The organism is Microcoleus vaginatus HSN003, from assembly GCF_022701255.1.
GTDB lineage: Bacteria > Cyanobacteriota > Cyanobacteriia > Cyanobacteriales > Microcoleaceae > Microcoleus > Microcoleus vaginatus_B.
In genome coordinates, this window is record NZ_CP031705.1 from 4,193,508 (window position 1) to 4,208,640 (window position 15,133).

Sequence of the window (15,133 nt, forward strand, 5' to 3'; positions counted from 1 at the left end):
ATTTTTTATGAAGCATCTGCCTGTATTCGATAAAATTCCCCAGTTTTCCAATTATTTAGAATTTTTCAAAAAAAAGTTTTTTAGTATCCCGTTTTTAGCTGCTTTCAACACTCTGACTGTCCTGATTTTGGTCGCCCTGAGCCTATACGCCAAACTCAACAAGCAGGGAGACGCAGTTGAACGCCTGTTTAGCGATCCTTTTAATTTCTGGTTCCCTTACGAAGGCATTCTAACCGGAGTTTCCGAAATCCTCTGGTGTACCCCAGTCGCAATTTGTGCATTTACTTTCGGAGTGCTGCGCCAAAAAGAGCGGCGGAGTCGATCGGGGATATTCTTATTTTTTAGTGCATTACTACTGGGAGTCTTTTTCCTGGATGACAGGTTTCGGATGACTTTGATTCTTTCTCGGTTGGGCATATCTACCAAAATTATTTATTTCTGTTATGGTACGGCTGTTTTCCTTTACGGAGTTAAGTTTTGGCGATACATCAAAACCACTCCTTACCTGCCATTAGTCGCAGCATTCCTCTTGTTTGCTCTCTCACGGTTTGAGGATATTTTTGAGTCTCAAAGTCTAGGAGTACACGCGATGTTAGAAGATGGCACTAAATTATTAGCTCTTCTGAATTTATCCCTGTATTTTTGGCACGTATGTCATCAGGAAGTCTGGCGGCATTTACGGCAAAGCGAAAAGCGTTGATCGCCTGGATGATGTTACTATAAAAAAAGCTGTTGCTGAATTATGGTATCACCAAGCAAGGTCGGCGATCGCCTACGACCAAAATAATTTCTTTGATTTTGATATGGCATCGGAAGATCAGCAAATTTTAGATAGTGAATTAATAATCGAATGGAATGTCTGAGCAACTTGTTGCCTGATTTAGAATAACAAAAAGTTTTTCCTGTCAAACGAGCTATCAGGATGTGTTAATCTTGTATTTACGCGCTCCAAAATTCAGCAGCCCGACTTTTGAAGGGGTGGACTTGCTACGCGAAAAAAGTCTGTCTGACAGAATTCACATTAATTAGCAAGTAGAACTTACCCTGTTTTTCTCCAACTGACAACAGCTATACGATCAATTCAGCCCGATGAATTTTCTAGGTCATAGCTACCGCGAGATTGGTTACTATACAGATAGTAGGTATCTCAATAATAAACTGCGTTCCCTCCTCGGGCGTAGAAATACACTCCAATTGACCGCAGTGTTTTTCTAGCAGAATTTTTTTGCTGATGGACAATCCCATGCCGGTACCTTTTCCGATGGGTTTAGTAGTAAAAAATGGAGTGAAAAGTTTAGCACGAACTTTCTCGGTCATGCCAGCGCCATTATCGGCAATCGTTACCCGAATGCCTGAACCAGTGCTAATGTTTTCATGTAAACTACCCGGTATGACTTCAGTACGAATCAAAATCTGCGGGTGAAAAACTGTACCCTCTTCTCTACTTGCCCGTTCTTCCAAAGCATCTATAGCATTCGCTAAAAGGTTCATAAACACCTGATTAAGCTGACCTGCATAACAGGTGACAAGCGGCAATGCACCATAAGTTTTAATCACATTAATAGTAGGCCGATCAGACTTAGCTTTTAGTCGGTGCTGTAAGATCATCAAACTGCTATTAATCCCTTCGTGGATATCTACTGATTTGATTTCGGTTTCATCCAATCGTGAAAAATTGCGTAGAGACTGCACAATCATACGAATGCGGTCGATGCCTAACTGCAAGGAAGAAAGCAACTTTGGTAAATCATCTATGATAAATGGTAACTCTGCATCTTCTATTTCATGGACAATTTCTGCTTCTGGTTGCGGGTAATACCTTTGGTAAAGATGCAAGATATTAATGAGTTCTTTAATATAGTCGTTGGCGTGGGAGAGATTGCCGTAAATAAAGTTAACCGGATTGTTGATTTCATGGGCGACACCTGCAACTAATTGACCAAGACTAGACATTTTTTCACTTTGAACTAACTGGAGTTGTGTTTCTTGGAGTTCTTTGACAAAATGTTCTAAGGCAAGAGATTTTTGGTGTTCTTTTTCTTCACTGATACGGAGTGCTTTCTCTACTTGTTCGCGCCGCTCTATTTCAGACTGCAATTTATGACTTAGAGAAAAACTTCTCAAAGCTGTTAGCATCGTAGTGTATAGCTTTGATGTCGTTAATTCAGTTTTAGTTTTATAGTCATTAATATCGTAATTGATAATAATGCTTTTTTCTGGTACTTGTCCGGGTTGACCCGTGCGTAAAATAATTCGCACTAACTGATTTCCTAAGACTTCACGGACATATTTCACAAACTCTAAGCCAGCATCATCCGTTTCCATGATTACATCAAGCAGGATGACAGCCACATCAGGATGTTCTTGGATTAACTGTTTGGCTTCCTTAGCGGAATAAGCACTAATAAATTTTAAATATTTATTTTCATAAACAAACTTTCTTAAGGCAATATCGGTAGCTGTGTGAACTTGAGCCTCATCATCTACAATCAAAATTTTCCAGCTTTCTGTTGGAGAATCTTCTGATACTTCATCGGCAAAAAATAACTCTTCATCTGAGTTAACTTCTTCGGCAAATAACACTTCTTCAGATAAGTTTTCATGTGAAAAGCCGTAAATATTCTTGTCCATTGCTGCTCACCTTTCTGTGTTACTGATGTTTGGATTTAGGAAACTACGGTTGTGAATCGATTTGGAGGGGTAGCTTAATAATAAATTTGGTTCCTACTCTGACCTCACTTTTACATTCTATTTCACCCAGAAGTTTTTGGGTAACTAAATTGTAGACAATATGCAATCCCAACCCGCTACCACCCTGACCGCGTTTAGTAGTAAAGAAGGGCTCGAAAATTTTACTTAAATTTTCTGGGGGAATGCCTTGACCATCATCGGAATATTCAAATCTAAGTCGAGATCCCTCTTGCTGCCAATCAAAAACGATCTGACCCGATTCGCCCGGTTCGTAAGCATGAATCAGAGAGTTCATCAGTAAATTTGTGACAACTTGAGATAAAGCACCTGGATAAGAATCTATGGCAATCTTGGCGTCTCCCTTAATTTCGATTGAATGTTTGCTATTTCTCAATTTTGGTTTTAATTGGATTAAAATTTCATCGAGATAATTTCTGACGCCGAAAGTTCGTCGTTCTTCGCTAGAGCGATCGACTGCCACTTCTTTAAAGCTCTGAATCAATGCTGCAGCCTGATTTAGATTAATTAGAAGGGACTTACTGCTTTGGGTGGCTATATCCAAAAATTCTTCTAGCTCGGAGCGCTTCATTTTGCCATTCTTATAAGTAGAAGCAAATTCTGTGGTATGTTCGGCCAAAGCTGATGCAACGGTGACACCAACGCCGATGGGAGTATTAATTTCGTGGGCGACGCCTGCAACTAATCCTCCCAGCGATGCCATTTTTTCAGATTCCACTAGCTGAGTTTGAGTCGCTTTTAAAGCATCCAGCGTGTTGGATAATTCGTGGGTGCGATCGCTCACTAATTGCTCTAAGTTTTGATTGAACTCCTGCAAGTTATTGTAGAGCTGGGCATTTTCAATGGAAATGGCTATTTGGGCTGATAACAATTTTAGCAGCTCTAGCCTATCTGTAGTAAAAGCTCCTTCTGTCAAGTTATTTTCCAGGTAAAGAATACCTGTCAGCTTGCCTTGGTGCAGCAGAGGAGTGCAGAGAATCGATTTCGGTTGAGTGGCTGCGATATAAGGATCGCGGGTAAATTGCCCCTCTTGGGTGGCGTTATTTAATAGCACGTTTTCCTGGGTGCGGATGACGTAGTGGGCGATCGCACTTGCCAGTCTGGGCGTTTCCCCAGAAGCAGCTTCTGCATTCAGGGGAAGCGATCGCAGCACGCTAACTTCATCCCCCTTCACCGAACCTTCAGCCTCAATCGCCCAGTTTCCCCCTTTTTCTAAAATCAAAAATCCTTTTTCAGCACCCGCATTTTCGATCGCAATCTTCATCAACCTTTCCAGCAACTTACTCAAAACGATTTCACCTGAAATCGCTTGAGAAGCTTTCATTACTGTGGCTAAATCTAGCGTATCTCCCAAATTAGTGCTAGTGGTAGTAGCCTTAATCGTTGTTTGGTTAACATTTGTTTGAGCTGTTGTCTTGGCTGAGGTTCTAGCTAGGAATTGGGGATATTTTTCTTCTAAATCCTCAACTTTAGCTATAGCGCCCCAGAGTTGGTAGCTATAATGAGCGTTTTGCATATAAACTTGGGCAATAGTTTCTTTACCCCATGACAAGTAAAACTTGGCGGCGAGTTCGTGAGCGACTGCTTCTTCGTTGATGTATTCATTTTCTTTGGCAAGAGCGATCGCCTTATCGTACATCTCGATCGCTTCGATTTTTTCGCCTAAAACTCGATGTCGTTCTGCTTCTACTAAATAGAATTTGTGCATATGATTCATTGGAGCATGATGCGCCCATTTCTGCATTTTTTCTTGATTAGCTCTGACGCGCTCTAGGATGGTGTTTTGCTCTGATTCAGGCCGAGCGGGATACACCGCTAGCCATACTAAAGAATCGTAAAAATGGAACAGAGGAACAAGAGGCAATCCTACCACTACGTCTAAATACTTCTCTGCTATGGCAGTATTTTCAATCGCCTCTGAGTAATTCTCAAACCAGTAACTAAGTAAAAGTTTGTTCCAATATATGTAGGCAATTCCCAATCTATCGTTCGCTTGCTCGTGCAATGGCAACCTGATCTGCTCATCGCAGGCTTCACCCTTTAGAACGCAGGGATTTTCACTTTTTCCTAGCAGATTTAAGGTAGCCTGCCAATAGGTTTCTATATACTGAAGTGAGGTTTCTTGCTTAATTTTATGAATAGCATCTCTGTTGATTGCTATCTCTCTTTCAAGAACAGTCAGTTCTTTACCGCTAAAGTAAGCGAACCAGGAGTACAGGACTAGACCATAGACACCATATTCTAAATCTCCTGTCTCCAGTCCGCTAGAATAAACTGACACGAAAGGTTCTAAGGTTTCTCTCAGATGCTCTTTCCAATGTCGGATAAATATATTTACTATAAAGAGTGTCTTGGCTTTGATTTCTTGAGCATTTAACTTGGAGACTAGACTTAAAGCTAATTGACCCAACTGATAACCTAAGTCAATATCTCCTAAAACTCCACAAAGAAGAAAACCATAATTGGCATACGCAAAGGGAGAAACGGAAGCATTGCCATATTGGACGGATAAATTTACTTGTTTGCATACCGTCAAGGGCAAAAGTTCTGGCGCAGCCATATATGTAGCAGCAAAGATACTTGAGATAAGTCTCATAGCTGCTAATTTATAAGGGTCGGTCATTTGAGGCAGGTTAACTAAATCCTCAATTCGCAAGTGATTCAAAATTGTCGCAGTTTCTGTCAATGCTTGCCCAATATCTGATGGGTTCGGCTGAGAGGGAAACTCCACTCCGAACCGCTTTAAAACTTGTAGAGCTGTATTAACCGCTTCTAGCAGCCTGTTCTGCCCCATGTAAGCTTGGATTTGGACTTCATACACTTTTACTGTGTCCAGTAGCGTTTTAGCGCAGTTTTGTACTATCTCAACGAATCTCTGCATTCCTTCAAAGTCACCGCTCAAAAAAGCTGCCTCTGCTGCTTCCTCATGCAGCGCTAATGTCAGTTCGTACTGAGAATGCCAGCTATCTTCTGCTAACAGTCCTAAACCTGCTTGTAAATATTTAACGGCCGAATCATGGGCTGTAGCTGCTTTGGCTTTTTGACCTGCGGTTAAATTAAGTTTTGCAATTTCAGTGCGTTCAGATTCGTCGCTAATCAGTTCAATTCCTAGATTGAGATGATCGACGATCGCAAATATCTCTTCCGCTCGTTTCTCTGGCGAGGTATTTTGCCACAGCAAGCGACCGATTTGTAAGTGAACTGTTTTTTTAGAACTTTCCTCAATCAGAGCATAAGCTGCTTGTTGCACGCGATCGTGCAAAAACTTATAAGTAGTAATGACCAGATGAGACTCAACAATTTCTTCTTCTGTTACGCCTAGTTCAGAAGTGGCTAAAATTAATCCATCTTGGATGGCGGGCACTAGCTCTTGAAAAGTTTCGGCGGTAGATTTTTCGTTGACTATGGAGAGAGTATTTAAGTCAAAACTATTGCCCACACAAGCGGCTAACCGTAAAACCTGCTGAGTTGAATCTGGCATTTTTCTCAATTTACCCACCATCAACTCAACGACGTTATCGGTAATCCCTACGGCTTCAATTTCTGAAATATTCCAATCCCAGTTTCTTTTCTCCAAATTAAAAATCAAGAGGTTTTCTTCATAGAGAGTTCTGAGAAACTGATTGACAAAAAAAGGATTGCCTTGAGTTTTACCGACGACTAACTCAGCTAGGAGGATGACTGAGCTTCTATCCCTACGCACAGTATCAGCTATCAAGTTAGTAATATGTTCGATATCTAAGGGAGTTAAGGTAATGTGGTTAATAGTCGCGCCTTGATTTTGCAGCCCCTCCAGAGTCATGATTAAAGGATGGGTGGGGCTAACTTCGTTATCTCGATAAGCACCAATTAGAAATAAATATTTTGTTTCCTCATCTGCCATCATTACTTGCAGCAGTTTCAAAGTAGCGGAATCAGCCCATTGTAAATCATCTAGAAAAATGACTAAGGGATGCTCGACTGAACAAAACACCCGGATAAATTTTTGGAAGACTAAATTAAAACGATTTTGCGCTTCCGTAGCACCTAATTCTTGGACGGGTGGCTGTGTGCCAACAATGAATTCTACGTCGGGAATGACATCTATAATGATTTGACCGTTATCACCAAACGCTGCTAAAAGTTTTTCTTTCCAAGTAGTGAGTTGCGTTTCGCTCTCAGTTAATAGTTGCTTGACTAAGGACTGAAAAGCTTTGACAACAGCAGCATAAGGAACATTGCGTTGAAATTGATCAAATTTTCCAGCAATAAAATAACCGCTTGCCTTAGTAATAGGTTTATAAACTTCTTGCACTAAGGCGGATTTGCCAATGCCAGAGTAACCCGACACTAACATAATTTCTGTTGTGCCATTGCTGACGCGCTGGAAGGCTGCTAATAAGGTTTCAATTTCTCGTTCTCTCCCATAGAGTTTTTGAGGTATTTGAAACTTATCTGTAATATCTTTTTGGGCGATCGCAAAATCTACAATCGTTCCTTTAGCCTGTAGTTGTTCCAGACATTGTTCTAAATCTGCGATAATTCCCCAAGCACTTTGGTATCTTTTTTCAGCAGTCTTTTCTAACAGTTTTACTACAATATCAGAAACCGCTTTAGGAATTTCTGCATTGATTTCATGGGGCGGCACTGCTTGTTTAGCAATATGACAGTGGACTAATTCCATTGCATCGTTGTAATCGCATGGCAGTTGCCCCGTTAGCAGTTCGTAAAAAGTGACTCCTAAGGAGTAAAAATCAGTGCGGTAGTCGATCGCTCGGTTCATTCGGCCTGTTTGTTCCGGCGATATATAGCTAAGAGTTCCTTCTAAAACATTAGGATTTTTTAGGGTAGGATTCTCACAACTTAAAGCAGTAGAGATGCCAAAATCTATGATTTGGACTAGCCCGGTTGTCGAGTTAATAATAATATTGCTAGGGTTGATATCTTTATGAATTATTTTATGTTGATGAATGTCGCCTAACGCCCTAGTTATTTTAATAGCGGTTGCCAAAAACTCTTGTAAGGTAAGTTTGTGAGAAGCCAACCACAGCTTTAAGGATTTTCCACCACAATCCTTGAAAATAATAACTAAACTGTTTTGATATCTTTCTAAGCTGTAGGTTTCGGGTACAGTTTCTAGGTTAAGATTGCGTGTAATTTCGTATTCCTGCTTGTATCTGACTAACGAAGCTGGCATCGGATAATCTTGCTTGAGAAATTTGAGAATTACCCGTTGGTTGTCTTGCTTTCTCAGCCCTCGGTAAACTAAAGAATTGTTACTTTCATGAATTTGGTTTGTAATCTCGTAGCCAGCTAAGTTAATCATCCTTGCAGCCTCTTTTAATAATTAATACACGTTTTTTTTAGCAATTTTAAATTGGTAAGTAAATGTACCCTCTAATATAAAGACTAGCCTGCACTTTAAGCAAAATTTAAATTTTAACTAAAAAATATTAATTTTTACATTTCTTCAAAAAACTACAAATAAATATTTAGGTTGGGAGTCTGATCGCTCTACAGTGTCCTGCAAAATTCGGCCAAACAGAGTGAAGTGCGATCGCCGTTGAGCTCCTTAGGAGATTTGGGCGTTGCATAATTAGAGTATAAATATGGGGAATTACCATGTAATATCAATTCCGGTCACATTCCTTATGATGTTGACTGTTGACTGTTGACTGTTGACTGTGAATCGAACAACTGAAAATTGCGCCGAGATAGGTGGCGACTTGTAAAAATCATTCATGAATTCCCCTCTAATTTATCATTCCGATGCAGCCGGAAACGATTTAATGAAAGCGCGTGTAAATCACTCCATCAGGACTTACGCATGAACGCTATATATAGCGTTTGGCTTAATAGAGAAGGCTAAGCCTTTCGGACTGGATACAACTTTAAAACCCACGCTCATCAACCCCAGGAAATTGAAATATAAAAGCCAAAACTAGACCAAGGTCATCTTAAGAGTGGGGGTTTGTAGTTCCCGACTTAAATAGTCTGATAACAGTCCTTGTTTAAGTTGATAGATAGTCAAATTCATCTGATTGGCGAGGTCTTTGAGTCTAAGCCAGACTAGAATAGCGCACCCAATATGATTTCTTTGAATCCGGGCTTTTCTGCACTGGCACTTGGACACTCCAGTCAGTTGTTTCAGTTCTCTGTGAAACTCCTCAATTTTCCATCGATTGGCGCACACATCTTTAACGTCATCCGTAGAAGACTGAGAAATATCGTTGGTAGCGACATATTCCGTGTCGCCGTTCGAGGCAACTACCCGGAATAATTTCATTTTTTTTAGATTAGGAAACCCTTTGACTTTTACGATTTTTCCTGACTCATTTTCTTCATCACTCCAGCTCAATTTTTCAATGCGTTTGTACTTTTCTACCCCTCCTGTATCATCAACTAATCGATTTTTTTTAAGGGGACAGTAATAAAACTTACCCAAGCTATCAATTAACAGCATTAAATCTTTGGTCGCATACCAACTATCCATCAAAACGCCCCAAAAAGGTAATTGCTTGTGATAAACTATACCTTTTAGCATATCTTCTACATGGTCTAGTTTGGTCTTTCCGTCTCCATCAGGGTCATAAATGCGGTAATCCACTATCCAAAAAAGCCCTTTTTTTGGATTGACATAGATGCAAGTAACTAGACCAATCCCTCGAATCACCCGTTTTTCATTCCCACTATATTGTCTGCGAGTCAGCTCTATTTTGGGGGCGAATCTTTTATCAATAACTGTGTCGTCAAATAGAAGATAACCTCCTTCATCAGTTTGGATAACCAGCTTAACTTGCTCCCAAAGCATCCGGGAAGTAATTTTTTCAGTTTTTAAGAATAAATTAATAGTATCGTGGCTGCACCGCTTGAGATGGTCAGCCAGATTGGTCACGGTATAATTAATTTGACTACTGAGTAAATATTGACAATAGTCAAGGGTAGTAAATTTCATACGCAATCGAGTTTTCGGCTCGTTTACTATTTTACAGCCAAGCTTTTCTCTTAAGTCCCCTCCATCCAGAAAAAAATCTTATAAAAAAAAGAAAAAATATAAAATCTAGCAATAGTTCAGGCGATTTTCTAGCGAGGGGTAGCGTCAGGAATCGCTCTAGTTAGTCTGGGAAGAGGGTACGCTATATATAGCGTTCGTGCGTAAGTCCTGTCCATATAGCAATCCTTGCAGGAGTCGTAATTTTTTTTCCCCACCCCAAGCCTCCCCTTATCAAAAGGGGAGGGAGTAAGACATTGACAAATGATATCGTTTCCGGTTGCATCGGAATAATAAAATCGAGTCAAAAGTTAACACTCAACCATTCAGTTTTTCGATTTACAGTCAACAGTCAACAGTCAACAGTCAACAATAATTCCGGTGCAACCGGAATTGATATGATTTAGGATTGCTATACATTACCTAAAATTTCAGGATATTCCAATTCCTACACTATTGATACCTTGATTCAGCAACGCCTGTTTTTCCTTCTTTATTCAACATCCCCCTTACCAAGGATTGCCAATCATTGTAAAGGCGGCCCAATAATAAGGATGCAACAGCACTCGATCGCCCCGCGCCGCAATTTCCGGAGGCAAAGTTAGACTCATAGAAAGCCCTTCGACTCGCAGCATCCCGTCTTGAATCCGCACACGCCCCTGCAGCATCTCCAATTGCGCGCGCCGCAAAGCCTCCGCTTTGATCATCAAATTGCCACCGCGTCTGGGGGCCCGCAACTGGCGATAAAACTCAGTCATCAGCCCCAAAGTCCCCTCATCGCTGACTTCCCACAAACTCGCCAAAGCGGATCTAGCACCGCTAGCTACCGCCAAACCCGCAAACCCTAACTCTGCCTCTGCGTCGCCCAAAGCGGTACTGCACGCGCTTAAAACTAACAGATTCACCGGTGGTTCATTCCACCGCAACTGTCGCATTTGATCGAGACGCAATTTAGTATCCCACAACTGAATGTAAGAATTTTTCGGTTCCCCGGGCTGGAATTCGCTGTGAGTTGCTAAGTGAATGATACCAAAAGGTCGATTTGCCCGCTGAGCTTGCAAATTTCCGAGAGTAAAATCTTGATTCAAAAATGATTTTCCGCGATCGGGCGGCGCGATCGACTCTAACTCCACCGGTACCGCCGGTAATGGCGCTTTATCTTCAAATACCGACGCCCCCATCGCCAAAATTTCATCATCCGCAATATTGTCGTAGCCGATATCAGTTAAACTCAGACTCGGCATCACGCTAATGCTGTATTTCTCAACTAAAAAGCCTTTGCCGTCGTGAAGGGCGGCAAACGGCACGCTCCGCAAACCGGCTGCCGGAATTACAATTAAATTATCAATCTTTAAAGCTGTCAATTCTGCGGCAACTGGTGCAATTAACCACTGATAAAGTTTTTGCGCCGTATCCAAATAACTAATGCTGCTTCTTTTTCGGGGATTAGTTATTTCGCTTTGCAGGGCGTCGGCTAGTTGCAACACCTGCCAGCGCGTTGTCGCCGGAATTAAAACGCGCTGGGGTTGAGCGTTAGCTGTTACTAACACTAATTCTAAATGCTCCCCATTAGGAACATCGGAAACTTCTTTGCCATCCGGCGGCAACCTCTGGGCTAACTTATCTTCTAAGGGTTGAGGAGGCTGGGATGTGAGTTTTTTGGTCTCAGGCAATAGATTAGATAAATCCTGACTTGCCACCAGCACTGAACCATTTTCTTTGGCGGCGGCCGCATCCGCTCTGCTGACCCAATTCATATAAATAATGGCCGATTTTATCCCAGTAATTTTTTCATTTCTACGAAGAGTTTCGTAAATTACCGACATATTACTAATCGGTCTTCTTGCGGGCAAGTCCAGATATTTTTCGTACTCGCGAGTAAAGGTTTGTTCAAATGCTAAAACTCCCGCACCTGCCGAATCTAGCCTGCCAGAAGGAGCGAAAATATCCGGGCTAATTGGGGAATGTTTGTATCTACTTGGCGATTGCAATTCTACTTGCACAGATGCAGGAAGTGACAGCGCAGGATCAGGAGTTACCGGCACTAGAGGCGGTGCGGGAATTGGTGCCGGAATTGGTGCCGGAATTGGTGCGGGAATTGGTGCCGGAATTGGTGCGGGAATTGGTGCGGGAGCAGAGGGCGGGCCCGGCGTAACGAGGGAAATCTGATTTGGTAAACTTCCTTGGGTGTAAGTTTGTCGAAAAGAAAAAGTGGGCAAAATGGCGTTTCCCCCGCCCGCATTAATGCTTCCCAGGGTTCCATTGTCGATCGCGCCGCCAACTACAAAAGGTCGATCGATACCGCCTCCGTGGCGAATTGCGATCCTCCCCGCCCCTGCACCTCCAGTAGTAGAAATACTCGAAGAATTGCCCGATATATCGTTGAAAACATTGTTCGATCGAAACAAACCGAGGGCGGTCACATCAACGCTGCCACCAGTGCCACCCGTGCCGCCTTGAGCGTTGATAAAGCCCGACTGAATGTTATCAGTCGCGCTCAGGGAAACGCCTCCGCCGTTGCCGTTTGAAGTGCTGCTGGAGTTGAGATCCAGAGCCGAAATGCCCGCTTTCGAGGTGACAGCAATATTTCCGCCGATCGCCCCCGAAGCGTTCAAAGCTCCGGTACTTAAAGGGCCAGCATTGCTTTGGAGAGCGATCGCGCCTCCTGTTCCCGTTGCCGATGACGAGTCGATCGCACCCGCAGCAACAGTATTTCCCTCAACCCGAATCCTCCCACCGTTCGAGGTAATATTACCAGTCCGAACCTCGCGGCCTCCTTGCAGGTTCACGCTGCCGCCATCCGTCCTTAAATTACCCTCTAAGAGGACATTTTCTGCCTTGATATCGGCTCCCAAAGCGGCCGTGCTGTCCCCCCCGAAGGTAACAGAATCTCGCCCGTTAATGCTCAAACTGCGCGCTGTAATTGGGGAAGCAGCCGTCACGCTAGCAGCGTCAGTCGAGAGCCGGCCCAACCTCTGAGTTTGACCGACTAGGCCGCCAAAAGTAATGTTGCCGCCAGCGCGCAGCGTCAAATTATTTGCTCGGCCCGGCGTGCTGTCGAGGGTATTGGCAAAAGCGATATTGCCGGTAGTGGCGGCTAGGGCGGTAGTGCGATCGACTATGACGGCACCGTTGAAAGTCATGTCGCCAGATGTCGTAATATTGCCCGAAACCTCGGTACTGTTGGCGTTGACAGTCAAACTCGCCAGCGGTGCAGCTTGACCGACTGTAGCGCCGAACAGCACTCGCTGAGCGTCTAGTCTCAGGGCGCGAGATCCGTCTAGGCTACCGGAGAACAGAATGTTGCCGCTAGCTTCTGTGCTCAAAGCCACGTCAGCATTCAGGGACAGGTTGCCTGTAAAAGTGAGATCGCCACCCGATGTCGCAATTTTGGCGCCGAGATCGGTTTGGGGCGCGTCGAGAGTCAAGCTAGCGCTGCCGGTTGTGCTCAGGGGATTGTCGATCGCGATCGAGCTGCCTTGAAGTGTCAGCGGGCTGTTGAAGGTAATGGGTGCGACGATCGCGATCGACGAGGTGCTACCGTTTTCGCGCCCGATCGCGATCGAACTGAAACCCCCCGCCAAAGCGCCGAGATCCGTTGCCGTCAAGTCCAAAATGCCCAAAATATCGCCGGTGCCACCGATCCGAATTGCTCGGCTATCGTTGGGTTGCAAGCGAATTGTTCCCCCCGCACTGCTGACAGAATTGCTGCCGCCCCTCAAGTCAATGCCGTTAGCAGTGAGAGCGATATTGCCGCCGTTGGCATTGAGTCCACCCAGAGAGATGCTGCTGGCGAAAATGTTGATGTTGCCACCTTGAGTCTCGATTGAGTCCTTGGAGTCATTGACAACAAACACTCCGTCCGATCTAAATGTTACGCTGTCTCCCGTTCTCGCTTGCAGGGAAAGTTTGTTATCGGGCAAGTCTTGGAGGGTGATGTAGCCGGGGGTTTCTAGAACCACGTTGCTGCCGGCCGCCATCTGTTCCAACTGTACTTCTGAGATCGATGTTTCATTTGGTTCGGGTGCCGATTCGAGTTCCCCGCCCGATTGCGCGCTGCTGTCACCGTTACCGCTGACGATCGTAATATTTGCCGGATCTAGCAACAAATTGCCGATCGCACCGTTAGTCGCGCGGGTATCGACCTCTCCTTGGAAAGTTAAAGCATTTTTGCCCGAAACTTCTACTCTTCCGCCGTTACCTGCGGCAGTACCCCCGCGAGCACTAATATTGCCGAAGAAGCGAGTTATATTGTCTGACCAAATTACCGCTGTGCCGCCATTGCCACGGTCGATCGCGTTTGCTGCGATCGTAGAATCAGGACTAACATAAGTTACCAGTGCGTTCGGCACTGGTTCCATCCCCCGGAAACCGCCTCCGACGCGCACAGTACCTCCGCCATCAGTCCCGGAAGCATTAATATTTGCGCCGAACAGTCCGACTTTTTCCCCTAAAATATTGACTGTGCCGCCAGCATTCCCAGAAGAACCAAATACATTTACCGAACCAGAGACGATCGCACTTCCTGCAACTGTCGCCACTGTTTGGCCGCCAGTGAGTACCAATTGACCTTGTTCGTTAGTCGTTAAACCTGTGGCTGACGCTACGCCTGGGCCTGTCAGCAACTGAGGCAAAGCTTGTGGGGCGATCGCAGATGTTTCTGACTGCAAAGACGGAGTAATTTCTAAACTCAATAAATTGCCGCTTTGACTGATGCGGACTGCATTTTGTCCCTGAACAGCAGCCACAGTAATTTGACCGTTGGGAGCGGATAATTGTCCTGTATTAATAACGGTGCCACCGAGCAAAGTTAAACTTTGCCCGCTGCCCACTGCCAAGTTTCCCGCATTGACAATTGCACCATTTTGTAAGTTATTAAAATTAAATTGATTAGGATTTCCTACTAAAGCTTGGTAATCATTAATTCCGCTCGAATTAAACGAGCGGTCGCCGAAACCAATACCTGTAGCCGTTGTCGCAAAAAAAGACCCCGGCACGTTTAATCTAGCATTTTGACCAAAGATAATTCCCGCCGGATTCATTAAAAATAAATTTGAGTTGCCGCCGCTGATCGAAATCAGACCGTTAATGACGGAAACATCGCCACCGGAAATCCGCCCTAAAATATTTTGAATATTTGGATTAGTTAGAAAATTAGCTATTTGACCTTCGCTGAGATTAAATTGGCTGAAGCTGTGAAACAGATTTGCCCCGTTTCCCGACAGTTGTCCGCCGCTAATGTCTGTGCGATTTTGCTCGGATTTAACAACAGTATTAGTGCCATCATTTGCAGGAACGACAGGTTGCGATCGCACTGCTAGCGGTAGCAGCCAAAAACCTAATGTCAAAATTAGAGCAGAACGAAAATAGGTCATTGGAGGAAGCCATTAGTCATTAGTCATTAGTTCTTAGTCATTAGTCATTAGCCGGAAGGAAAAGGTAATTCAGAAAAGC

5 protein-coding genes and 1 pseudogene are annotated in these 15,133 nt (G+C 43.9%); 1 reads left to right on the top strand and 5 read right to left on the bottom strand.

What is annotated here, in order from left to right:
- The first annotated feature begins 7 nt into the window (after positions 1-7).
- Entirely contained in the window at positions 8-700 is a 693-nt protein-coding gene (locus D0A37_RS18255) for a DUF8692 domain-containing protein (RefSeq protein ID WP_242716452.1), read from the top strand.
- 17 nt (positions 701-717) lie between these two features.
- Here D0A37_RS18255 and D0A37_RS18260 read toward each other — a convergent pair.
- The 5 genes and pseudogenes from D0A37_RS18260 to D0A37_RS18285 all read right to left on the bottom strand — a co-directional run.
- A pseudogene (locus D0A37_RS18260) lies at positions 718-952 on the bottom strand (hypothetical protein); the annotation flags it as partial.
- Between the two features lie 146 nt (positions 953-1,098).
- The gene (locus D0A37_RS18265; RefSeq protein ID WP_242716454.1) at positions 1,099-2,631 is read right to left on the bottom strand and encodes an ATP-binding protein; all 1,533 of its coding nucleotides are present in this window, start codon (positions 2,629-2,631) and stop codon (positions 1,099-1,101) included.
- A gap of 43 nt (positions 2,632-2,674) precedes the next feature.
- The gene (locus tag D0A37_RS18275) at positions 2,675-8,014 is read right to left on the bottom strand and encodes a trifunctional serine/threonine-protein kinase/ATP-binding protein/sensor histidine kinase (protein ID WP_278187087.1); all 5,340 of its coding nucleotides are present in this window, start codon (positions 8,012-8,014) and stop codon (positions 2,675-2,677) included.
- Positions 8,015-8,629: 615 nt separating this feature from the next.
- Complete coding sequence (locus tag D0A37_RS18280) at positions 8,630-9,643, bottom strand: IS701 family transposase (protein WP_242716456.1); 1,014 nt, start codon at positions 9,641-9,643, stop codon at positions 8,630-8,632.
- Positions 9,644-10,188: 545 nt separating this feature from the next.
- The gene (locus D0A37_RS18285) at positions 10,189-15,054 is read right to left on the bottom strand and encodes a CHAT domain-containing protein (RefSeq protein ID WP_242716458.1); all 4,866 of its coding nucleotides are present in this window, start codon (positions 15,052-15,054) and stop codon (positions 10,189-10,191) included.
- Positions 15,055-15,133 lie beyond the last annotated feature (79 nt).

What these genes read in the sequence shown, in the direction of transcription:
- D0A37_RS18285 (WP_242716458.1), bottom strand. Translation starts at nt 15,054, where the DNA reads ATGACCTATTTTCGTTCTGCTCTAATTTTGACATTAGGTTTTTGGCTG.
- D0A37_RS18280 (WP_242716456.1), bottom strand. Translation starts at nt 9,643, where the DNA reads ATGAAATTTACTACCCTTGACTATTGTCAATATTTACTCAGTAGTCAA.
- D0A37_RS18255 (WP_242716452.1), top strand. Translation starts at nt 8, where the DNA reads ATGAAGCATCTGCCTGTATTCGATAAAATTCCCCAGTTTTCCAATTAT.
- D0A37_RS18275 (WP_278187087.1), bottom strand. Translation starts at nt 8,014, where the DNA reads ATGATTAACTTAGCTGGCTACGAGATTACAAACCAAATTCATGAAAGT.
- D0A37_RS18265 (WP_242716454.1), bottom strand. Translation starts at nt 2,631, where the DNA reads ATGGACAAGAATATTTACGGCTTTTCACATGAAAACTTATCTGAAGAA.